At 68.8% G+C, this 20739-nt stretch carries 23 protein-coding genes; 3 read left to right on the top strand and 20 right to left on the bottom strand.

All coding sequences use genetic code 11. The annotated features are described in order from the left end of the window. Window positions 1-3 precede the first annotated feature (3 nt). Window positions 4-735: an ABC transporter permease gene (locus tag AB0I67_RS04785; RefSeq protein WP_357917597.1), complete on the bottom strand. Its 732-nt coding sequence runs from the start codon at window positions 733-735 to the stop codon at window positions 4-6. Further along, a complete protein-coding gene (locus tag AB0I67_RS04780; protein WP_357917595.1) occupies window positions 732-1643 on the bottom strand; it encodes an ABC transporter ATP-binding protein in 912 nt (303 codons plus the stop codon). Before AB0I67_RS04780 ends, AB0I67_RS04785 begins: the two co-directional genes overlap by 4 nt. Window positions 1644-1813: 170 nt before the next feature. On the opposite strand from AB0I67_RS04780, the gene AB0I67_RS04775 reads away from it, so the two are divergent. Next, window positions 1814-2986 (top strand): ROK family transcriptional regulator, encoded by a 1173-nt coding sequence (locus tag AB0I67_RS04775; protein WP_357917593.1) that lies wholly within the window; start codon window positions 1814-1816, stop codon window positions 2984-2986. 13 nt (window positions 2987-2999) lie between these two features. Further along, window positions 3000-3590, top strand: a complete 591-nt coding sequence (locus AB0I67_RS04770) for a cob(I)yrinic acid a,c-diamide adenosyltransferase (RefSeq protein ID WP_357917591.1) — start codon at window positions 3000-3002, stop codon at window positions 3588-3590. A 21-nt stretch (window positions 3591-3611) separates the two neighbouring features. Here the strand turns inward: AB0I67_RS04770 and AB0I67_RS04765 are convergent, their stop codons facing one another. The 18 genes from AB0I67_RS04765 to rpmE form a co-directional block, all read right to left on the bottom strand. Further along, complete coding sequence (locus AB0I67_RS04765; protein ID WP_357917589.1) at window positions 3612-3986, bottom strand: DUF2550 domain-containing protein; 375 nt, start codon at window positions 3984-3986, stop codon at window positions 3612-3614. A gap of 16 nt (window positions 3987-4002) precedes the next feature. Next, window positions 4003-4404, bottom strand: a complete 402-nt coding sequence (locus AB0I67_RS04760; protein ID WP_357917586.1) for a F0F1 ATP synthase subunit epsilon — start codon at window positions 4402-4404, stop codon at window positions 4003-4005. Between the two features lie 60 nt (window positions 4405-4464). After that, a complete protein-coding gene (gene atpD, locus AB0I67_RS04755; RefSeq protein ID WP_357917583.1) occupies window positions 4465-5898 on the bottom strand; it encodes a F0F1 ATP synthase subunit beta in 1434 nt (477 codons plus the stop codon). Window position 5899: 1 nt separating this feature from the next. Continuing rightward, the gene (locus AB0I67_RS04750) at window positions 5900-6802 is read right to left on the bottom strand and encodes a F0F1 ATP synthase subunit gamma (RefSeq protein WP_357917581.1); all 903 of its coding nucleotides are present in this window, start codon (window positions 6800-6802) and stop codon (window positions 5900-5902) included. Window positions 6803-6805: 3 nt separating this feature from the next. Then, the gene (atpA, locus tag AB0I67_RS04745) at window positions 6806-8455 is read right to left on the bottom strand and encodes a F0F1 ATP synthase subunit alpha (protein WP_357917579.1); all 1650 of its coding nucleotides are present in this window, start codon (window positions 8453-8455) and stop codon (window positions 6806-6808) included. A gap of 24 nt (window positions 8456-8479) precedes the next feature. Next, a complete protein-coding gene (locus tag AB0I67_RS04740) occupies window positions 8480-9289 on the bottom strand; it encodes a F0F1 ATP synthase subunit delta (RefSeq protein ID WP_357917576.1) in 810 nt (269 codons plus the stop codon). Beyond that, on the bottom strand, window positions 9289-9828 hold the full coding sequence (locus tag AB0I67_RS04735) for a F0F1 ATP synthase subunit B (protein ID WP_357917573.1): 540 nt from the start codon (window positions 9826-9828) through the stop codon (window positions 9289-9291). Before AB0I67_RS04735 ends, AB0I67_RS04740 begins: the two co-directional genes overlap by 1 nt. A 29-nt stretch (window positions 9829-9857) precedes the next feature. Next, a complete protein-coding gene (atpE, locus tag AB0I67_RS04730; RefSeq protein WP_357917570.1) occupies window positions 9858-10067 on the bottom strand; it encodes an ATP synthase F0 subunit C in 210 nt (69 codons plus the stop codon). 67 nt (window positions 10068-10134) lie between these two features. Then, on the bottom strand, window positions 10135-10926 hold the full coding sequence (atpB, locus tag AB0I67_RS04725; RefSeq protein WP_357917567.1) for a F0F1 ATP synthase subunit A: 792 nt from the start codon (window positions 10924-10926) through the stop codon (window positions 10135-10137). A 228-nt stretch (window positions 10927-11154) separates the two neighbouring features. Then, window positions 11155-11583, bottom strand: coding sequence for a hypothetical protein (locus AB0I67_RS04720; protein ID WP_357917564.1), 429 nt, complete (start codon window positions 11581-11583; stop codon window positions 11155-11157). Between the two features lie 195 nt (window positions 11584-11778). Continuing rightward, a complete protein-coding gene (locus AB0I67_RS04715) occupies window positions 11779-12990 on the bottom strand; it encodes an MraY family glycosyltransferase (protein WP_357917561.1) in 1212 nt (403 codons plus the stop codon). Window positions 12991-13048: 58 nt separating this feature from the next. Further along, the gene (gene glyA, locus AB0I67_RS04710; RefSeq protein WP_357917558.1) at window positions 13049-14314 is read right to left on the bottom strand and encodes a serine hydroxymethyltransferase; all 1266 of its coding nucleotides are present in this window, start codon (window positions 14312-14314) and stop codon (window positions 13049-13051) included. A gap of 125 nt (window positions 14315-14439) precedes the next feature. Continuing rightward, the gene (locus AB0I67_RS04705; protein ID WP_357917556.1) at window positions 14440-14817 is read right to left on the bottom strand and encodes a hypothetical protein; all 378 of its coding nucleotides are present in this window, start codon (window positions 14815-14817) and stop codon (window positions 14440-14442) included. Further along, a complete protein-coding gene (locus tag AB0I67_RS04700; RefSeq protein WP_357917553.1) occupies window positions 14818-16311 on the bottom strand; it encodes a hypothetical protein in 1494 nt (497 codons plus the stop codon). It lies immediately after the preceding gene. Between the two features lie 57 nt (window positions 16312-16368). Further along, window positions 16369-17013: an L-threonylcarbamoyladenylate synthase gene (locus tag AB0I67_RS04695; RefSeq protein ID WP_357917551.1), complete on the bottom strand. Its 645-nt coding sequence runs from the start codon at window positions 17011-17013 to the stop codon at window positions 16369-16371. Between the two features lie 11 nt (window positions 17014-17024). Continuing rightward, on the bottom strand, window positions 17025-17879 hold the full coding sequence (prmC, locus tag AB0I67_RS04690) for a peptide chain release factor N(5)-glutamine methyltransferase (protein ID WP_357917548.1): 855 nt from the start codon (window positions 17877-17879) through the stop codon (window positions 17025-17027). Next, window positions 17876-18928, bottom strand: a complete 1053-nt coding sequence (gene prfA, locus AB0I67_RS04685) for a peptide chain release factor 1 (protein ID WP_357917545.1) — start codon at window positions 18926-18928, stop codon at window positions 17876-17878. The genes prmC and prfA overlap by 4 nt, the downstream gene beginning before the upstream one ends. Window positions 18929-19030: 102 nt before the next feature. Then, window positions 19031-19243, bottom strand: a complete 213-nt coding sequence (gene rpmE / locus AB0I67_RS04680; RefSeq protein ID WP_357917542.1) for a 50S ribosomal protein L31 — start codon at window positions 19241-19243, stop codon at window positions 19031-19033. Window positions 19244-19513: 270 nt separating this feature from the next. Between rpmE and AB0I67_RS04675 the strand changes: the two genes are divergently transcribed. After that, window positions 19514-20737 carry a hypothetical protein gene (locus AB0I67_RS04675; protein ID WP_357917539.1) on the top strand — a complete coding sequence of 408 codons (1224 nt, stop codon included), beginning with the start codon at window positions 19514-19516 and terminating at the stop codon, window positions 20735-20737. Window positions 20738-20739: the final 2 nt, after the last annotated feature.

The following is a 20739-nucleotide window of genomic DNA, read 5'->3' as shown; positions in this document are numbered from 1 at the left end:
GGGTCAGCTGTGCCGGGGGTCCCAGCGGAAGAGCCATTTGGCCAGTGCAGCGCCGATGATCAACCAGACGCCCAGAATACCGACATAGAGCCACAAACCGCTCGTCAGCTCTCCGGTGTACCCGGCGCGCATGATCTCGATGACCGGCGTGGCCGGCACCATCCGGGCGAACACCGCCAGCGCGTCCGGCATCGCGCTCAGCGGGACGACCAGAGGCGACGCGAAGATCATCACCATCAGCGGCGGCAGCACCGCCACCTGCACCGACTCGGCGGTCGGCGTGATCCCGGAGAAGGCCGCGGCCAGCAGCGAGAAGACCGCCACGCCGAGCACCGCGCCGCCCAGCATCACCGGGATGTTCGCCGGCAGCCCGCCGCCGGTGCGGTCGATCCAGATCGCCAGGAGCACCACCTGGAAGGCGAAGACCGCGAACGCGGCCAGGCCGGCCCCGCCGAAGATCGCCAGCGCCGAGCCCTGGCCGCCGCGCAGCCGCTTCAGCACCAGTTCCTCGCGGCGGGCGGTGAAGGTGTTCACCAGGTTCAGGAAGACCGCGAAGGCCAGCATCACGCCCGGCAGGCCGGTCAGCACGAAGGTGGCGTCGGGGGCGGTCAGCGAGAACATGGCGCCGAACAGCAGCGGCAGGATCACCGCGTTGAACAGGGCGGTGAAGTTGCGGCCCAGGAGCTTCAGGTCGGTGCGGGCCAGCCGTACCGCGTGCAGCACATCGGTCTTCATCGAGCGCTCTCCTTGGCCACTCGCAGGAACACGTCGTCGAGCGTGCCGGGCCGCACCTCGAGCCTCTCCAGGGTCAGGCCGTGCCCGTCGGCCCAGTCGAGCAGCCGCCGCATCGCCGCGTGCGTGCCCTTCTCGACCTTGTAGGTGGCCGTCCGCTCGCGCAGCTCCGGCCGCTCGCCCTCCAGCACCGGCAGGTCCACCCCGTCGTACGGCAGGCGGAACCGGATCCGGTCGCCGGTCGTGGCCACCACCTCGTCCACCGTGCCGTGCACGTGGATCACGCCCTCGTGCATGATCGCCAGCCGGTCGGCCAGCCGCTCGGCCTCCTCCAGGTAGTGCGTGGTGAGCAACACCGTCGCGCCCTGCTCGCGCACGTCCCGGATGATCTCCCACGTCACCTGCCGGGCCTCCGGGTCCATGCCCGTGGTCGGCTCGTCCAGGAAGAGCACCTCCGGCCGGCTCAGCACCGCGAGCGCCAGGTCCAGCCGCCTGCGCTGGCCGCCGGAGAGCTGCTTCACGCGGGTCTTGGCCTTCGGCTTGAGCTGCACCAGCTCCAGCGGGTCGGCCTTGATCGGCTCCCGCCCGGCGTCGAGGCACATCCCCCGCCACAGCCCGACCGTCTCGGCCACCGTCAGGTCGCCGAGGAAGCCAGCCTCCTGCACCATGATCGACACCTTCGGCCGCAGCCTGCGCCGTTCGGCGATCGGGTCGAGGCCCAGCACCCGCACCTGGCCGGCGCTCGCCTTGGCGTACCCGGCGAGCACCTCCATCGTCGTGGTCTTGCCCGCGCCGTTCGTGCCCAGCAGCGCGAACAACTCGCCCCGGCCCACCTCGAAACTGACCCCCCGCACGGCTTCGAACGCGCCGTACGACTGGCGGAGGCCGGTCACCTCGATCGCTGTCGTCATGGATCCATCGTCCGGTTTTCCGGACCGGCCAGGTAGACACGCGAATCACCGCCCGGGCATGGATCGTGCGTCCTTCCGCGATGACATTTGTCATCCGGGTGTCCCGAGTTGCGGGTTACTAATGAAGAGTGTTTGTATTTCTCTCACACCAGGCCGGTCAAGGGGGATGGATGACGATTCGCGGCGGCGACACCTCGCGCCTGCGCCGGATCAACCTGAGCACGACCCTGCGCGCGCTGCGCGGGCAGGGCCCGATCGGCCTGACCGACCTGGCCAGGCGGGCCGCGCTCTCCCGGCCGACGGTGGAGAGCCTGGTGGAGGAGCTGCTCGCCGCGGGCTGGGTCAAGGAACTGCCGCCCGAGACCGGGCAGATGGGCCGCCCGGCCCGGCTGGTCGCCTTCCGCGGCGAGGCCGGGCACGTGCTGGGCATCGACGTCGGCTCCTACAGCATCCGGGCCACCGTCGCCGACCTGGACGGGGCGGAGGTCGCCCGGCACACCGAGCGCGTCTCGGCCGCCGCCGGCCGGGCCGAGCGGCTGGCCGTCCTGCACGCGACCGCTGAGGGCGCCCTGGCCGCGAGCGGTCTCGACGCGCGCGACCTGGCCGCCGTCTGCGCGGGCACCACGGGCGTCGTCACCGCCGGCGGCGTGGTCCGGCTGTCGTACGGCCTGCCCGAGTGGACCGGCCTCGACCTGGCCGGCGAACTCCGCCGGCACTACTCCTGCCCGGTCCTGGTGGAGAACGACTGCAACCTCGCCGCCCTGGCCGAAGGCTGGCACGGCGAGGCCCGCGGCGTCTCCGACGTCGCCTTCGTGCTGTCGGGGGTCCGCACCGGCGCCGGGATCCTCATCGGCGGCAAGCTGCACCGCGGCGGCCACGGCGGCGCGGGCGAGATTGGCGCGCTCCCCCTGGTCGGCTGGCACCGCGCGCCCTCGCACCTGAACGCCTACCCCGGCCTGCCGCCCGGCACCGCGCCCGAAGACACCGCCGGGCTCGTCTTCGCCGACGCCCGCGCCGGGGAACCGGCCGCGCGCTGGGCGGTCGAGCAGTACGCCCACGACCTCGCCGAGGGCATCGCCGCCCTGGTGCTGACCCTCGACCCGGACCTGGTCGTGCTCGGCGGCGGCGTCTCCCGTTCCGGCGACGTGCTGCTCGACCCGCTGCGCCGCCACCTCGACCCGCTCTGCCTCCAGCCGCCCGCGCTGACCGTCTCGGTGCTCGGCGACCAGGCCGTGGTCCTGGGCGCGGTACGGCACGCGCTCAACCACGTCGACGCGCAGCTCTACGACATCGACACCCCGTTGGCCGATATTAAGACTAACTTCTTTAATATCGGCGTGTGAGATCCTTGTCGCCATGACCCGAGCAGATAAGGACAAGCCCGTCGTCCTCTCCCGCATCTACACCCGCACCGGCGACGACGGCACCACGGCGCTGAGCGACATGAGCCGCGTGTCCAAGCTCGACACCCGGCTGGCCGCCTACGCCGACGTCGAGGAGGCCAACGCGCACATAGGCATCGCCCTGGCCTACGGAACGCTCCCGGCGGAGCTCAGCGCGGTGCTGGTGCGGATCCAGAACGAGCTCTTCGACCTCGGCGCCGACCTGGCGACCCCCGTGGTGGCCGAGCCCGAGTTCCCGCCGCTGCGGGTGGAGCCGTCCTATGTCGAATGGCTGGAGGCGCAGTGTGACCACTTCAACGCCTCGCTCAAGCCGCTGCGCAGCTTCATCCTGCCCGGCGGCGACCCGGCCACCGCGCACCTGCACCTGGCCCGGGTGACGGTACGGCGGGCCGAACGCAGCGCGTGGGCGGCACTCGAAGCGCACGACGACACGAACCCGCTCACCGCGAAGTACCTCAACCGGCTGTCGGACCTGCTGTTCATCCTGTGCCGCGTGGCCCACGACGGCTCGGAGATCCTCTGGAAGCCGGGCGGCACGCGCTAGCCGTACCGGGGGCTGGAAAACTCAGGAGACGTCTAGGTAAGCCCCGGGCGGGGCCGACTCCAGCCAGGCGAGGAACCCGGTGAGCGCGTCGTGGCTCATCGCCAGCGAGACCCCGCCGCAGTCCACCGCCCACAGCCCGTCCTCGAGCTGGCGGCGCCCGGAAACGACGAGACCGCGCCTCGCGATAGCGTGGCGCGGTCTCAACCGCAGGCCCATGAGCGGGATCCAGTGGAGCTCGCCGTCAGCGTACCGGGCTACCCCGCTGCGCCAGCCGTGCGTGCCGACCCGAAGGCGACAGGGCACGCTGCCGCGCGAACGCGAGAGCGTGAACCCACGGAAAACGACGAGGGCGGCGACCAGCAGCACACAACTCAGGAGAATCAGTGCTGCCGTCATCGCCGCCCTTTCGGAATCAGACCTCTTCGCCCGCGGCACGCAGCCGGGCCCGGGCACGCTTGGCCTCTACCGCCGCGTCCGCGTCGTCCTGGCTGGCCTCGACCGCGGCCTGCGCACGCGCGAGCGCGTCGCGAGCTGCTGCCACGTCCACCTCGGAACCGAGCTCGGCCACCTCGGCGAGCACGGACACCTCGTTGTTGGCCACGGAGAGGAAGCCCCCGTGAACCGCGGCGACGAGGTCGTCCTCGCCGTCGCGCTTCACGCGCAGCACCCCGCCCTCGACGAGAACGCCGAGAACAGGTGCATGCTGCGGAAGGATACCGATCTCGCCGTCCACGGTCTTGGCAATCACCATGTCGGCCTCGCCCGACCAGATCTCACGCTCAGGTGAGACGACACCTACTTGCAGCTTGGCCACTTGCAGGTTCCTTTCCGATCAGAGTGGGATGCCGGGCTCGCCGGCATCCCAGAAGCCGACCTAGCGCTGAAGTTCCTTGGCCTTGGCCTCGGCCTGCTCGATGCCACCGACCATGAAGAACGCCTGCTCGGGCAGGTGGTCGTAGTTGCCCTCGCACAGACCCTTGAACGAGGCGATGGTCTCGTCCAGCGGCACGAACTCACCCGGCTGGCCGGTGAACGCCTCGGCGGCGTACATCGGGTGCGACAGGAAGCGCTCGATCCGGCGGGCCCGGTTGACGGTGACCTTGTCCTCTTCGGACAGCTCGTCGATACCGAGGATCGCGATGATGTCCTGGAGCTCGCGGTACTTCTGCAGAATCCGCTTGGTCTCCTGGGCCACCCGGTAGTGCTCCTCGCCCACCACGGTGGGGTCGAGGATGCGGGAGGAGGAGTCGAGCGGGTCCACCGCCGGGTAGATGCCCTTCTCGGAGATCGGACGGGACAGAACCGTCTGAGCGTCGAGGTGGGCGAAGGCGTTGTGCGGCGCCGGGTCGGTGATGTCGTCCGCGGGCACGTAGATCGCCTGCATGGAGGTGATCGAGTGACCACGCGTCGAGGTGATGCGCTCCTGGAGCACACCCATCTCGTCGGCCAGCGTGGGCTGGTAACCCACGGCGGACGGCATACGACCGAGGAGGGTGGAGACCTCGGAACCGGCCTGGGTGAAGCGGAAGATGTTGTCGATGAACAGAAGCACGTCCTGCTTCTGCACGTCACGGAAGTACTCCGCCATGGTCAGCGCGGAGAGCGCGACGCGCAGCCGGGTGCCCGGCGGCTCGTCCATCTGGCCGAAGACGAGGGCGGTGTCCTTGAGAACGCCGGCCTCCTCCATCTCCAGCCAGAGGTCGTTGCCCTCACGGGTCCGCTCGCCGACGCCCGCGAAGCACGAGGTGCCGGAGAACTTCAGCGCGACTCGGCGGATCATCTCCTGGATCAGAACGGTCTTGCCGACGCCGGCGCCACCGAACAGACCGATCTTGCCACCCTTGACGTACGGGGTGAGCAGGTCGATGACCTTGATGCCGGTGGGCAGCATCTCGGTGCGGGACTCGAGCTGGTCGAAGGCCGGGCTCGGGCGGTGGATGCCCCAGCGCTCCTCGACCTTCAGGGTGGCGGTGGGCACGTCGAGCGACTCGCCCAGCGCGTTCCACACGTGGCCCTTGACGACGTCGCCGACGGGCACCGAGATCGGGCTGCCGGTGTCGGTCACGGCCGCGCCGCGGACCAGGCCGTCGGTCGGCTGCATCGAGATGGCGCGGACCAGGTTGTCACCCAGGTGCTGCGCGACCTCCATGGTCAGCGTCTTGGACTCCCCGCCGAGGACGACGTCCACCTTCAGGGCGTTGTAGATCTCGGGCATCGTCTCGGCGGAGAACTCCACGTCGACGACGGGACCCGTGACGCGAGCGACTCGGCCCGTGCCAGTCGTGGTCTCAACAGTCTCTGCAGTCATTTCACTCTTTCCCCGCTGCGGCGTCAGCCAGCGCGTTGGCGCCACCGACGATCTCGCTGATTTCCTGGGTGATCTCGGCCTGACGAGCCTTGTTCATCTCCTGGGTGAAGACCCGGACGAGCTCGTTGGCGTTGTCGGTCGCCGACTTCATGGCCCGGCGACGCGCCGCGTGCTCCGAGGCGGCCGACTGGAGCAGCGCGCTGAAGATGCGCGACTCCACGTAACGCGGGAGCAGCGTCTCCAGCACCTCGTCGGCGCTCGGCTCGAACTCGAAGTACGGAGGGATGGCCGTGGCCTCGGTGGCCTCGGCCTCCTCGACCTCGAGCGGCAGCACGCGCTTGACCACCACGTCCTGCGTCAGCATCGAGACGAACTCGGTCGAGACGATGTGGATCTCGTCGATGCCGTTGTCGTCCTTGAAGGAGTCGATCAGCGTCGAGGCGATGTCCTTGGCGTTGACGTAGGACGGGTTGTCGGAGAACCCGTCCCACTCGCCGGCCGTGGTCCGACCGCGGAAGCTGTGCCACGTGATGCCCTTGCGGCCCACCACGAACGGCACGGCCTCGACGCCGCGGGACTTCAGCAGCCCCTTCAGCGCCTCGGCCTCACGCAGCACGTTCGCGTTGAAACCGCCACAGAAGCCGCGGTCACTGGTGACGATGAGGACGCCGGCCTTGACCGGGTTCTCCTTCGCCACGGTCAGCGGATGGGTGACGGCAACGGTGTTGCTGACGACGCCGGTGACGGCGCGGGTGATCTCGCGCTCGTACGGCAGCGCCGCCTGCATCCGCTGCTGCGCCTTCACGATCCGCGAGGAGGCGATGAGCTCCTGGGCGCGCGTGATCTTCGCGGTCGACTTGACCGAGGAGATCCGCCGCCGCAGCAGCCTTAGCTGAGCGCCCATGGCCTACTTCTTCTCGCCCGGGCGGACGACCTTCTGGATCTTCTCCTGGCCGACCTCGTCCGCGCCCAGCGGCGCGACCGGCTCGTCCTGGATCAGGAGCTCGCCCGCGGAGGTGGTGAAGCCCTTCTTGAACTCGGTGATGGCGCCCTTGAGGGCGGTCACCGTGTCGTCGGAGAGCTCACGCGTCTCGCGGATGGTGTCGAAGATGCCCTTCTGGGCGCTGCCGATGTAGTCGAGGAACTCGGCCTCGAAGCGGCGCACGTCCTCGAGCGGGACCTCGTCCAGCTCACCGGTGGTGCCGGCCCAGACCGAGACGACCTCGCGCTCCAGGGAGAACGGGGAGTACTGCGGCTGCTTGAGCAGCTCCACCAGACGCTGACCGCGGTCGAGCTGAGCGCGCGAGGCGGCGTCGAGGTCGGAGGCGAAGGCCGCGAAGGCCTCCAGGTCACGGTACTGGGACAGGGCCAGACGGAGCGTGCCGGCGACCTTGCGCATCGCCTTGCTCTGCGCGGAACCACCGACTCGGGAGACCGAGATACCGACGTTGATGGCGGGGCGGACACCGGCGTTGAACAGGTCGGTCTCGAGGAAGACCTGGCCGTCGGTGATGGAGATGACGTTGGTCGGGATGAACGCCGAGACGTCGTTGCCCTTGGTCTCGATGATCGGCAGACCGGTCATCGAGCCCGCGCCCATGTCGTCGGAGAGCTTGGCGCAGCGCTCCAGCAGGCGGGAGTGCAAGTAGAAGACGTCGCCGGGGAAGGCCTCACGGCCCGGCGGGCGGCGCAGCAGCAGCGAGACCGCGCGGTAGGCGTCGGCCTGCTTGGTCAGGTCGTCGAAGACGATCAGGACGTGCTTGCCCTGGTACATCCAGTGCTGGCCGATGGCAGAACCGGTGTAGGGGGCGAGGTACTTGAAGCCCGCGGCGTCGGAGGCCGGAGCGGCGACGATGGTGGTGTACTCCATCGCGCCCGCCTCCTCCAGGCGGCCACGGACCTGCGCGATCGTCGAGCCCTTCTGGCCGACCGCGACGTAGACGCAGCGGACCTGCTTGCTCGGGTCGCCCGAGAGCCAGTTCTCGCGCTGGTTGAGGATCGTGTCCACGGCGATCGCGGTCTTGCCGGTGCCACGGTCACCGATGATCAGCTGACGCTGACCACGGCCGATGGCGGTCATGGCGTCGATCGCCTTGATGCCGGTGGCGAGGGACTCCTTCACCGGCTGGCGCTGAACGACGGAGGGGGCCTGCAGTTCGAGGGCGCGAAGGCCCTCGGACTCGATGGCGCCCTTGCCGTCGAGGGGGTTGCCCAGGGGGTCGACCACGCGGCCGAGGAAGTTGTCGCCGACCGGCACGGACAGGACCTCGCCCGTGCGGCGCACCGTCTGGCCCTCCTCGATCCGGCTGAAGTCGCCGAGGACGACGACGCCGATCTCGCGGGGGTCGAGGTTCAGGGCCAGACCGCGCGTGCCGTCCTCGAACTCGAGCAGCTCGTTGGCCATCGCCGAGGGCAGTCCGGAGACGTGGGCGATACCGTCGCCAGCGTCGACGACGGTCCCGATCTCCTCGCGCGCGGCGCCTTCCGGTTCGTACGCCTGGACGAAGCGCTCAAGCGCGTCCCGGATCTCATCCGGCCGGATCGTAAGCTCCGCCATCTCTCTTCAGTCTCCTAAATTCGCCTAGCCGGCCAACCGGCGGCGGACATCTTCGATTCGTCCCAGGATGGTGCTGTCGATGACCTCGTCACCGATGCGGACCGAGAATCCACCCAGCACCCGTGGGTCCACCTCAGTGTTCAGGTGCACGTCACGACCGTAGGAGTCGCGCAGCCACGCGCTGAGGCGCCGCTTCTGCTCCTCGGTGAGCTCGACGGCGCTGCGCACGACCGCCACCAGACGCTGGCGTTGCTCGGCCACGAGCTGGCCGATCTCCTCCAGCGCACCTTCCAGGCTACGTCCTCTCGGATGCACGACCGCCTGGGTCACGAGCCGGAGGGTGGTCGGTGCGACCTTCCCGTCCAGGAGGCCGCGCAGCAGCTCCTGCTTGCCCTCTTCGGGCACGGACGGGTCGCTCAGCGCGCGCCGGAGCGCGGGGTTGGCGGCGACGATGCGGCCGAAGCGGAAGAGCTCGTCCTCCACCTCGTCGATACGCCGCAGCGACTCCGCCTCCGCGGCCGAAGCCGAGATGCTCAGCCGCTCCAGGGCGTCGGCCAGGTCGCCGGGGCGCGACCACTTGGCCGCCACGGCGGCGGCCACGGTCTCCAGACCGGCGTCGCTGATCTTGCCCTGCAGCAGGCCGCGGACGACCTGCGTCTTCTGGTCGGCCGGACGGGCCGGGTCCGAGACCGCGCGCCGCAGGCCGTGCTCACGGTCGAGCAGGTCCGCGACCGAGTCGAGTTCCTCGGCCAGGCGGCCCAGATCGGCCGATCCGGCGATCGCGTTGAAGCGCTCCTCGACCTCGGCCAGAGAGGCTCTGCTCAGACCACGCATCAGCGCACCGCCTGCGCAGAGCCCTCGAGCTCGTCCAGGAAGCGGTCGATGGTACGGCGCTGCCGGGCCTCGTCGTCGAGGGACTCGCCCACGATGCGGCCGGCCAGGTCGGTCGACAGGCGACCGATCTCCGTGCGGAGCTGGGCGAACGCCTGCTGGCGGTCGGCCTCGATCTGCGCGTGCGCGGCCTCGATGATGCGGCGGGCCTCGGTCTGCGCCTCCTCGCGGAGTTCGACCTTGAGCTGCGCCGCCTGTTCCCGGGCGTCCTCACGGAGGCGAGCAGCTTCCGCACGCGCCTCCTTGAGCTGCTCGTTGTACTGCCGCTGCAGCTCGGCAGCGTGGGCCTGGGCCTCTTCTGCCTTCCTCAGGCCACCGACGATGGCCTCAGTGCGCTCGTCCATGGCCTTCTGGATCTTCGGAACGAGCAGCTTGCCAACGAAGAACAGGACGAACAGGAACGCGAAGCCACCGACGACCATCTCGGAGGTGTGCGGAATGAGGGGGTTGTTGGCCCCGTCCGCCGCGAGATACAGACTCATTGGTGCTGCCCTTTCGTCAGAATGCTAGGTCAGCCCGCCCAGACGAAGCCGAGGGCGATGCCGATGAGGGCCAGCGCCTCGGTGAAGACGAAGCCGAGCATCATGTTGGTGCGGATGATCGGGTAGGCCTCGGGGTTGCGGGCGATGGCCTGCACACCGTTACCGAAGATGATGCCCACGCCGATGCCGGGGCCGATCGCGGCGAGACCGTAACCGATGGCGGCAAGGCTTCCAGTCATTTCCCTTGGTTCCTTTTCTGTCGACCGGTGAGACTCATTCACCGGAGCTTGTGTGGCGTTGGTCGGATCAGTGCTCGGCGTGCAGCGACGTGCTGATGAACATCGCCGTCAGCAGCGCGAACACGTAAGCCTGCAGCGCCTGGATGAAGAGCTCGAACGCGGTCATGACGATGGTCATCGCCACGCCGAGCACGCCGACGATGGCGCCGGCCGGGGTCAGGTTGACGAACAGGAAGTGCCAGCCGACCTCGGAGAAGAGCGCGAGGATGAGGTGGCCAGCCATCATCGTGGCGAAGAGTCGCAACGCGTGGGTGACGTGCCGGAGGATGAAGGTCGAGATGAACTCGATCGGCGCGACCAGGACGTAGATCCACTTGGGCAGGCCGGGCGGGAACATCATGTTCTTGAAGTAGCCGACCGGGCCCTGGTGCTTGATGCCCAGGTAGGTGACCAGCAGGAAGACGCCGATGGCCAGGATCGCCGGGTAGCCGATGATCGACATGAACGGGAACTGGATGAAGATCACAGAGCCGAACAGGTTGGCGATCAGCACGAAGATGAACAGGCTGAAGATCAGCGGCATCCACCGGTCGCTGTCCTTGCCGAGGAACGGCCGGGCGATCTGCTCCCGGGCGAACTCGTAGGCCATCTCGCCCAGGTTCTGGACGCCCTTGGGCACCAGCTTGGGCCGGGAGAAAGCGGCGTAGGCCAGGACGATGGCGAGCAGCATGGTGATCAGCGCCAGAAGGGCCGGCTTGTTGAACCAGGCCACCCCCTCGACGAGCGGCGGCCAGTCGAACAGGCCGAGCCCCGGGGCTTGGAACTCCTCTGAGGCGAGAGGCGTCAGCGCGGCGGTCACTCGGCGTTCCCTTCGTCGAGATGAATCAAGATCTTGTCTTCGGCTTCGCCGCTGGTTGGCGAGTCACCGGGAGGAGCAGGCAGATGTGTGCTGCGATGGGGCGGGAACCGCTTCACGGAAACTCCACAGGCCGTCCGCCGGCAAGCACATCGCGCACGCGACAATAGCAGGGTTGCTTCTGACTAGTCATATCGGGCCAGCCGCTTCGGCTCTCCACCCGGGGCCTGGTCACTTTTTGTCCCCGTAGTGTCCGGGGACTTTGCCCTCAGGGTCGACGTAGAGCATCTTCAGCTTCACGACCGCCCGGGCCTCCGCGAGCGTCCACATCACGGTGCAGACGATGACCGCCCAGGTGAAGGCCTTGGGGCTCCACGCGGTCACGCCTTCGAGCGAGGACAGCGCCAGGATCAGGGCGAGCGCCTTGACGAGATAGGTCCCCATCGCGGCGGCCATCATGAAGGTGGGCGAGATGCGGGAGGCGTAGCCGAGGGCGAAGACGCTGATGGAGAAGAAGACCAGCACGAGCGCGGTGCCGATGAGCGCGCCGAGCAGGCCGGGCACTCCGCTGACCACCGCGCAGACGGCGACGACGAGCGCGCCCACCGCGACTGCGGGGATCGCGGCGGCTTTGAGAAGCCGGACGTCGTTGGTCTGCATCGGTGCTCCGTAGCTGAGTTGTCAATACTCGCCCAGGTTTCAGGCGGTGCTTCCTCCTGCTCGTGAAAGATATCACAAGCTCCCCGATGCCCGCCTTTACCTGTCCTTTCGTGTGGACGGCGGGCCCCGAACGGCCCTGCCGAAACCGGTGATTGCGGACGACCCTTTTACCGGTAGGCGGACCGTCCGCCGACCTCAGCGGCTGAAGCTCGACGCCTCCGCGGTGATGGGAGGCATGGGTCCGGTCGGTGGTCCATCGTCGTCGTCGTCGGAAACGCGACGTCTGCGCCGGGGCGCGTGATGGGCGCCGCGGCCCCGCCAGCGCGGCGCGGCCATCAGCACCAGGACGCCCAGGGCGAGCAGGATCACCACGGGGAAGAGCAGGACCGGCACGCCCACGGTCGACATGCCCATCAACCCGAAGGCGAACAGGAAGGTCCAGGCGTACATGATCAGCACCGTGCGGCGGTGCGAGTGACCGATGTCCATCAGCAGGTGGTGCAGGTGCCCCCGGTCGGGGGCGAACGGCGACAGGCCGCGCGAGGTACGCCGGACCACCGCGGTGATCAGGTCGATCAGCGGCAGCACCAGGACGGCCAGCGGCACCAGCAGCGGGACCAGGGCGCCGAACTTGTTGACGCCCTTGATCAGCTCGGGGTCGGCCGCGGAGGTGACGGTGATGAGCGAGGAGGCGAGCACCAGGCCGAGCAGCATGGCCCCGGTGTCGCCCATGAAGATCTTGGCCGGGTGGAAGTTGTGCGGCAGGAAGCCGAGGCAGACGCCGATGAGGATGGCCATGATGGCCGCCGTCACGTTGATCCGGTTGTCCTCGATCGCCTGGTCGAGCTGGACCGAGTAGGCCCAGGTGGCGACGGCCGCGATGCAGACGATGCCGGCCGCCAGGCCGTCGAGCCCGTCGACGAAGTTGACCGCGTTGATCACGACGACCACGACCAGGATGGTGAGGGTCGCGCTCAGCGTGTAGTCGAGGCCGAGCGAGCCGCCCCAGTCCTTCGGCAGCGGCACGAAGTTGAGCCGGACCCCGAAGTAGACCAGCGTGCCCGCCGCGGCGATCTGCCCGCCCAGCTTGATGAACGGGTCCATGCCCCACCAGTCGTCCAGGAAGCCGGTGAGGGTGATGATCCCTCCGGCCACGACCAGCGCGAGCACGGTTTGAGATTCTGCGAGTTTTGCCCCAGTATGTTCAAGTTGTCCGGTTACCAGCAGGCCGGCGACCAGACCGCCGTACATCGCCAGACCGCCCAGCCGGGGCGTCGGAGTGGTGTGGACGTCGCGGTCACGCACCTCTGGCATGGCGCCGATGCGAATGGCGAACCGGCGGACCAGTGGGACCAGCAAGTAGGTCACCACAGCCGCAACCAGTGCCATGAAGAGGTATTCGCGCACGGACCCAGTTTCCACGATCCTCCGGCCACTCATGACCGGAAAAAGACACAGACTCAGCTTACAAATCGCTGGGATATGGCCGGTGGATGGCTACGATACTGGAAACCCGGAGCCGTGTGACATACGTGCTTTCCCGATTCCGGACCGCCTCCGCCACCAGAGTTCCCACCTCCCTCATCTCCTCAGTGCCCATACCCTGCGTCGTCACACAGGGCGTTCCCACCCGCACACCCGACGTGATCGCTGGCGGTTCGGGATCGTATGGAATGGCATTTCTGTTCAGGGTGATTCCGGCCTCGGCGCATCGGCGCTCGGCTTCCGCCCCCGTCACCCCCACTCCTCGCAGGTCGGCCAGTGCCAGATGGGTGTCCGTACCCCCGGCGACCGGCCGCATGCCCGCCTCGGCCATCGAGTCGCACAGCGCCCGCGCGTTCGCCACCACCCGCGCGGCGTAATCGGCGAACTCCGGGCGGGCCGCCTCGCCGAACGCCACGGCCTTCGCGGCGATCGTGTGCATCTGCGGGCCGTCCTGGACGAAAGGGAAGACCGCCCGGTCGATCCTGCGGGCCAGCTCCGCCGTACAGAGGATGCCGCCGCCGCGCGGCCCGCGCAGCGCCTTGTGCGTGGTGAAGGTGACCACATCCGCGTACGGCACGGCGGACGGGATCGCGCCTCCGGCCATCAGCCCCACCGTGTGCGCGACGTCGGCCAGCAACCACGCGCCCACCTCGTCGGCGATGCCGCGGAAGGCGGCGAAGTCGATCAGCCGCGGGTAGGCGGTCGCGCCGCACACGATCACCTTGGGCTCGTGGCGCAGGGCCAGGTCGCGCACCTCGTCGTAGTCGATCAGCTCGTTGTCGCGGCGGACACCGTAAGAGACCACGTCGAACCAGCGGCCGGAGAAGTTGACCTTGGACCCGTGGGTGAGATGGCCGCCGTGCGCCGGATCCATCGCGAGCATCGTGTCACCCGGCCTGAGCAACGCGGCGTAGGCGGCCAGGTTGGCGCCCGCGCCCGAATGCGGCTGGACGTTGGCGTGCTCGGCGCCGAACAGCGTCCTGGCGCGTTCGATGGCCAGGTACTCGGCGCGGTCCACCACCTCGCAGCCGCCGTAGTAGCGGCGGCCTGGGTAGCCCTCGGCGTACTTGTTGGTCAGCGTCGAGCCCAGCGCGGCCAGGACGGCGGGGCTGGCGAAGTTCTCGCTGGCCACCAGCTGGAGCCCGCCCCGCACCCGGGCCAGCTCGTCCAGCAGCACCTGGGCGACCTCGGGGTCCTGCTGCTGCAGGGCGCGGAAGTCTGGGCCGTAATAGGGCGTCTCTCCCACTTGACCACACTATGCCCGCTTCCCCCGCTCCGCCACGCCCTTCCACCGGCTCGGGGCGGAGTACGGCGTCGCCGTACCCCTTCGCCACGTGAGGGACCTAGCGGAGGACGTGCCACGCCAAAAGGTCAGGAGAAAGCGTGCGGGGCGCTCGACGCGGCCGGGATCCACCGCGGGGTGTCCGCCGCCTGGTCACTGATCGCCGTCAGCACCGCCTGCCGATACAGCCGCAGCCGCGTCCGCCACTCCCCGAGGTCCTCCACATACCTGGTCCCCACGGGGGCGTCCCACGTCTGCGGGCTCTTGGCCATCTGATAGGCCTTGTCCAGCGAACCGGTCAGCGTCTCCAGCACCGGCAGCACGGTCTGCCAGACCGTCACCAGCCGCTGGTAGTCGGGGTTGAACTCCCAGGCCGTCGGCTGACCGTCCAGCGGCCCTGCGCTCCCCGTGCTCGGCGGGCGCTCACCCGGCTGGCGGGGCTGCGGTGCGGGCGGGTCGGCGTACATTTACGCAGGTCCTCCTGGCTTGACGGATCCGGCTGGCCCATCGGGCCCGATCTCCTCCGGGGCCCACTCGCCCTTCCCCCACTCCCCCTTCGGCACCTCCACACTGGGCATCTCCATCGGCGGGATCTCCGAGATGTTCTCCGCAAGCTCAGCCAGCTTCGCGTCCGACGGCCGTGTGGCCTCCACCGACACCACGTCACTGCCATCACTGGCCCACTGCTGCACATCCCCAGCCGACGCAGCCTGCGTCCCCACCGGCCCACCCGAAGTCGCCGACGGCCCACCCGTCGTCTCCACCGGGCCACCCGAGGTCGCCGCCTGCGTGGCAGGTCCACCGGGATCCACCGCCCCCGCCGAGCCATCCGGCTTCACGCTCTCCGGAACCCACTCACCCTTGCCCCACTCCCCCTTGGGCACCTCCACCCCAGGCATCTCCATCGGCGGAATCTCCGAGATGTTCTGCCCAAGCTCAGCCAACTTCGCGTCGGACGGCCGCGTGGCCTCCACCGACACCACGTCACTGCCATCACTGGCCCACTGCTGCACATCCCCAGCCGACGCAGCCTGCGTCCCCACCGGTCCGCCCGAGGTGGCCGCCTGCGTGGCAGGTCCACCGGGATCCACCGCCCCCGCCGCCCCATCCGGCTTCACGCTCTCCGGAACCCACTCACCCTTCCCCCACTCCCCCTTCGGCACCTCCACCCCAGGCATCTCCATCGGCGGAATCTCCGAGATCTTCTGCCCAAGCTCAGCCAACTTCGCATCGGAAGGCCGCGTGGCCTCCACCGAGACGACGTCCCCGTCGTCGGTCTTGCCGGGCTGGTCGGCGGGCTCGACCTGACCGGCCTTATCGAGCAGGTCGGCGATCTCCTTGGCCGTGGGGGTGGAGTCGAGCGGGATCTGCACGACCTTGACGCCGTCCACCTCGACGATCTGCGGCTTGCCCGCATCGGAAGGCGTGGTGGTCCCGCTGACCGGGGCGGCCTTCTTGAGCTCCTCGCCGGCACCGCTGACCGACTCGGACCCGGTCATCGCCTTGGGCGGCGGGGTGGTCGAGTTCCCGTCCTGAGCGGGCTTGGTCTCCGGGGTGGCCGGTGTCGTGGTGGCGGACTCGGACGGCGCAGGCTTGTCCCCAGCCTCCGGCTTGTCCCCGACCTCAGGCTTGTCCTCGGCGTCCGGCTTGTCCTCGGTCTCAGGCTTGGCACCGGAGTCCGGTTTGCCGCTGGTGTCCTGTTGGGTGCCGGTGGGGGGCGTGGTGGTACCGGCGTCCTCGCGCTTCTCCAGCAAGGTCAGCCGCGCCGTGACGTCACGGACCATCCCGTCACACGCCTCGGCCACCTGGGCGGGCCGGTGCGTCGTCTGGGTCGCGAGCCCGGCCGCGCCCATCACCTGCGCGACCCGGCCCTCGATCTGACGCATCTGCACGGCCGCCTGCCGTACCTCTGCCAGCAACTCACGGACCAGCTTGGGATCCATACCGTCGAACTTGGCCACGATCTCACGGTAGGTGTCCCGTGGCCCGGACGCCCGAGCGATGCTCAGCCGGTATGCCTACGCGTCGGTGGCGACGTAGCCCACGATGCCGCGCAGCTTCTCCACCGGGATGGCGCCCTTGCGCAGCAGCCGGGGGATGGCCGAGGTGAGGTCGACGATGGTCGAGGGCACGTCGTCGGAGCAGGGCCCGCCGTCGAGGTAGACGGAGACGGACTCGCCCAGTTGCTCCTCGGCGTTGGCCGCGGTGGTGGCGGCGGGGGCGCCGGAGCGGTTGGCGCTGGAGACGGCCATCGGGCCGGTCTCCTTGAGCAGGTCGAGCGCGACCGCGTGCAGCGGCATGCGGATGGCGACGGTGCCCTTGGTGTCGCCGAGGTCCCAGGACAGGGCCCGGTTGGCCTTGCAGACGATGGTGAGCGGCCCGGGCCAGAAGGCGTCGATGAGGTCCTGGCCGTAGGGGCCCATGTCCTCCACGAGCGCGGTGGCGGCGCGTACGGTGCCCACCAGGACGGGCGGCGGCATGTCGCGGCCCCGGCCCTTGGCGTCGAGGAGCTTCTGCACCGAGGCGTGGATGAAGGCGTCGCAGCCGATGCCGTACACGGTGTCGGTCGGCATCACGACCAGATCACCCAGGCGTACGGCTGCCGCCGCCTCGATGAGGCCCGCAGCGCGCTGGTCGGGATCGGAACAGTCAAAAACCGCCATGTCGCTTCACCCTAATCCTGGCCGAGTCTGGCCGTGACGAACCGGTCTCTACGCGTCAGATCCTGGCGCAGCCGGGCGTCGCGCCAGCCGTGTTCCTCGGGGAAGAGCAGGTAGACCGCCTGCCCTTGCTCGTCGGCGTGCTCCACCGCCACCCAGCCGCCTGGGCGGAGCAGGCGGCGTGCCGTACGTTCGACCGCCCGGACCTCGCCCAGGCCGTCCTCGCCGCTGCCGAACAGCGCCCGCCTCGGGTCGTAGTCGCGCACCTCGGGGTCGCGCGGGATGGCGCCGGGCGGGATGTAGGGCGGGTTGGAGATCACCAGGTCGACCTTGCCGTTGAGCTCGGGCAGGGCGCCGGCGAGGTCCTCGGGGTGCAGGTGCACGCGGCCCTGGCCGTGCTCGGTGATGTTGCGCTTGGCCCAGCCGTACGCCTCGGGATCGACCTCGACCGCGTGGACCTCGGCGAGGGCGACCTCCTGCGCGATGGACAGCGCGATGGCGCCCGAGCCGGTGCCGAGGTCGACGACGAGGGGCGCGGCGACGTCCATCTCGCGCAGCCGCTCGATCGCCCAGCCGGCCATCACCTCGGTCTCGGGCCGGGGCACGAAGACGCCCGGGCCGACGTTCAGCTCGAGGTAGCGGAAGTAGGCCTTGCCCGTGATGTGCTGCAGCGGCTCGCGCGCCTCACGCCGGGCGATGCCCTCCCAGAAGAGGGCGTCGAACTCGGAGTCGCGGACCGTGTGCAGTTCGCTTCTGCGCACGCCATGGACGAACGCGGCGATCTCCTCGGCGTCGGTGCGCGGCGAAGGGACCCCCGCCTCGGCCAGCCGGGCCGTGGCGTGTGCGATCTCGTCCAGGAGGAATGTCATGTGTGGGCAGCGAGCTTCTCCGCCATCTCGGCGTCGATGAGGGCTTGGGTGACGGCGTTGAGTTCGCCGTCGAGCACCTGGTCGAGGTTATACGCCTTGAAGCCGACGCGGTGGTCGGAGATGCGGTTTTCCGGGAAGTTGTAGGTGCGGATGCGCTCGCTGCGGTCGACGGTGCGCACCTGCGACTTGCGCTCGGCCTGGGCGGCGGCGTTGGCCTCCTCCTCGGCGAGCGCCTGGAGCCGGGCGCGCAGGATGCGCAGCGCGGACTCCTTGTTCTGGAGCTGGCTCTTCTCGTTCTGGCACGAGACCACCACGCCCGTGGGCAGGTGGGTGATGCGGACCGCCGAGTCGGTGGTGTTGACCGACTGGCCGCCGGGGCCGGAGCTGCGGTAGACGTCGATCCGCAGGTCGTTGGCGTCGATCTGGATGTCGACCTCCTCGGCCTCCGGATAGACGAGCACGCCCGCGGCGCTGGTGTGGATGCGGCCCTGCGACTCGGTGGCGGGCACGCGCTGCACGCGGTGGACGCCGCCCTCGAACTTCAGGCGCGACCACACGCCCTCGTCGCCCTTGGCCTTGATGCCGACCGTGACGTCCTTGTAGCCGCCCAGGTCGGAGTGCTGCGCGTCGATGATCTCGGCCTTCCAGCCGAGCCGCTCGGCGTAGCGGAGGTACATCCGCAGCAGGTCGCCGGCGAACAGCGCCGACTCCTCACCGCCTTCGCCCGCCTTGATCTCCATGATGATGTCCTTGTCATCATTGGGATCGCGCGGGATCAGCAGGTGCTTGAGGCGCTCCTCCAGCTTGGGGATGCGGCCTTCCAGCTCGGCGGCCTCCTCGGCGAACGTGGCGTCCTCGCCGGCCAGCTCCTTGGCCGCGGACAGGTCGTCGCGTACCGACTCCAGCTCGCGGTAGGTGCCCACCACCGGGGTGAGCTGCGCGTACCGCTTGCCCAGCGTGCGCGCCTTGTTCTGGTCAGCGTGCACGGCGGGATCGGCGAGCTGCGTCTCCAGCTCGGAATACTCCTTGAGCAACTCGTCCAGATTCACCGTGCATCCTCCTCGTTCGGTGCGGTTGGGCGGCTTGAGCCCCAATCACCAACAACGCCGACCCGACGGCACCAACGTGCCACCGGGCCGGCGTCGCGGAAGCTAAGCCTTCTTGCTGCCGAACCGCTTCTCGAACTTGGCCACGCGGCCACCGGTGTCGAGGATCTTCTGCTTGCCCGTGTAGAACGGGTGGCAGGCGGAGCACACGTCAGCGTGGATCACGCCGTTCTTGGCGGTGCTGCGCGTCGTGAAGGTGCTGCCGCAGGCGCAGCTCACCTGCGTGACGTGGTAATCCGGGTGGATGTCGCGCTTCATTGCTGTCCTTTCGAGTTGCGGTCGCCGGGTCGCCTTGGAGATTCCGTACGGCTTGCGCGCTGTCGCACACGGGGGTGCGCGCGGGCGGGAACCGGTACCGCTTCGGTTCAGCTACCAGTGTGCCAGATCGTTCAACCTTCCCAGGCCACGTGGCATTCCCAGGAGGCGTTGAGCTTGGGATGTGGACGAGTCACTTCCGTCACACTAGGCTCCGGTGCCCAAACCGTAACTTTTCCCCTCATGTTGACCGAGCAAAAGGAACCCCATCAAATGAAGAGAAGGATGCGGTTGCTCTTCGCGACCGTAACCGGCGCGGCGGTGCTCTCCAGCACCTTCGTGGCTTCCTCGGCAGCATCGGCACAGTCCCTCGCGGCCTGTACCCTCACGGCCACGGATGTCACCAAGATCACGCTTGGCGACTCCTACATCCCACTGAAGGACGACCTCAAGGTAGACCTCTCGGTCGCGGTGAAGGACCCCTACGGACCGAAGGCCACCGAGTACCCCGTCGTCGACACCACCAAGGACGCCAGCCCCGCGCCGGCGCTCAAGGACCGCAAGTGGGTTGTCAAGCCGGTGGTCACCTCCGCCACCGCCGAGATCTTCCGCACCGGTGAGACGACCGCGTCCCAGTCCATCGCCCTCACCGGGGCCCCTGGCGACCTGCCCGTGCCGCAGACCGCCGACGGCATCCCGGAGAACACCGAGAAGCTCGCGGTCGCGGCTGTGCCGGAGAGCGTCGACCTCAAGGGTCAGTTCGTCATCAAGGAGACGGACAAGGACAAGGCCGGGAAGTGGACCGTCAAGGTCACCGTCACCCGGACCTCGGGCGGTAACACGGCGGGCAACTGCCAGGAGTTCGACGTCTCCGGCAAGCAGGAAGTCGCTTCCGGCAGTGTCTCTCCCTCCACCATCCAGCTCAAGCGCGGTCAGGACGTCCCGGTTCGCATCACCGCCAGCGTGAAGAACGCCACCGGGGTGAGTGCGGAGCTGCGGCCGCACGACGGGTCGATGTGGATCAACGTCCCCCTCACCAAGGAGGGTGACGGGAACTACCGCTACACCGCCTACCTCGCGGACGACACCTCGCCCGGCAGCTGGTACCTGGTCATCAAGGGGACCCGCGGCAAGGAGGCCATCGAGGCCACCGGGATGTCGTTCACCATCCTCGCCCCCGAGGACGGCGTCGCGCCCAAGGCCTCTTCCAAGGTGACCATCAAGGCGCCGAAGAAGGCCAAGCTCGGCAAGGCGTTCAAGATCTACGGCAAGGCCTACCGCGGTTCCAAGGGGTACTCCGGCAAGGTCCTGGAGCTGTACTTCAAGAAGAAGGGCAAGAAGTCCTTCACCTTCTACGGCTTCGCCAAGGCGACCTCGACCGGTGTGTGGGCGAAGAACGTGAAGCAGAAGTACGACGGCTACTGGCGCGTCGTGGTGCCGGGCACCAGCAAGACGAAGAAGTCCTACGCGAACTCGAGTCTCGTGGACGTGAATTAACC

The sequence above is a fragment of the Nonomuraea sp. NPDC050310 genome, from assembly GCF_040655795.1.
Taxonomy (GTDB): Bacteria; Actinomycetota; Actinomycetes; order Streptosporangiales; family Streptosporangiaceae; genus Nonomuraea.
Note: the sequence above shows the minus strand (reverse complement) of the source record. Positions and strands in the feature narration are given on the sequence as shown.

Bases quoted from the DNA above. Each gene is read 5' to 3' on its own strand.
- AB0I67_RS04720 (WP_357917564.1), bottom strand. From the start codon at position 11,583: ATGCAGACCAACGACGTCCGGCTTCTCAAAGCCGCCGCGATCCCCGCA.
- AB0I67_RS04735 (WP_357917573.1), bottom strand. From the start codon at position 9,828: ATGAGTCTGTATCTCGCGGCGGACGGGGCCAACAACCCCCTCATTCCG.
- AB0I67_RS04775 (WP_357917593.1), top strand. From the start codon at position 1,814: ATGACGATTCGCGGCGGCGACACCTCGCGCCTGCGCCGGATCAACCTG.
- AB0I67_RS04750 (WP_357917581.1), bottom strand. From the start codon at position 6,802: ATGGGCGCTCAGCTAAGGCTGCTGCGGCGGCGGATCTCCTCGGTCAAG.
- prmC (WP_357917548.1), bottom strand. From the start codon at position 17,879: ATGACATTCCTCCTGGACGAGATCGCACACGCCACGGCCCGGCTGGCC.
- AB0I67_RS04740 (WP_357917576.1), bottom strand. From the start codon at position 9,289: ATGCGTGGTCTGAGCAGAGCCTCTCTGGCCGAGGTCGAGGAGCGCTTC.
- rpmE (WP_357917542.1), bottom strand. From the start codon at position 19,243: ATGAAGCGCGACATCCACCCGGATTACCACGTCACGCAGGTGAGCTGC.
- AB0I67_RS04675 (WP_357917539.1), top strand. From the start codon at position 19,514: ATGAAGAGAAGGATGCGGTTGCTCTTCGCGACCGTAACCGGCGCGGCG.
- AB0I67_RS04770 (WP_357917591.1), top strand. From the start codon at position 3,000: ATGACCCGAGCAGATAAGGACAAGCCCGTCGTCCTCTCCCGCATCTAC.
- atpD (WP_357917583.1), bottom strand. From the start codon at position 5,898: ATGACTGCAGAGACTGTTGAGACCACGACTGGCACGGGCCGAGTCGCT.
- AB0I67_RS04785 (WP_357917597.1), bottom strand. From the start codon at position 735: ATGAAGACCGATGTGCTGCACGCGGTACGGCTGGCCCGCACCGACCTG.
- atpA (WP_357917579.1), bottom strand. From the start codon at position 8,455: ATGGCGGAGCTTACGATCCGGCCGGATGAGATCCGGGACGCGCTTGAG.
- AB0I67_RS04765 (WP_357917589.1), bottom strand. From the start codon at position 3,986: ATGACGGCAGCACTGATTCTCCTGAGTTGTGTGCTGCTGGTCGCCGCC.
- atpE (WP_357917570.1), bottom strand. From the start codon at position 10,067: ATGACTGGAAGCCTTGCCGCCATCGGTTACGGTCTCGCCGCGATCGGC.
- AB0I67_RS04695 (WP_357917551.1), bottom strand. From the start codon at position 17,013: ATGGCGGTTTTTGACTGTTCCGATCCCGACCAGCGCGCTGCGGGCCTC.
- AB0I67_RS04780 (WP_357917595.1), bottom strand. From the start codon at position 1,643: ATGACGACAGCGATCGAGGTGACCGGCCTCCGCCAGTCGTACGGCGCG.
- AB0I67_RS04705 (WP_357917556.1), bottom strand. From the start codon at position 14,817: ATGTACGCCGACCCGCCCGCACCGCAGCCCCGCCAGCCGGGTGAGCGC.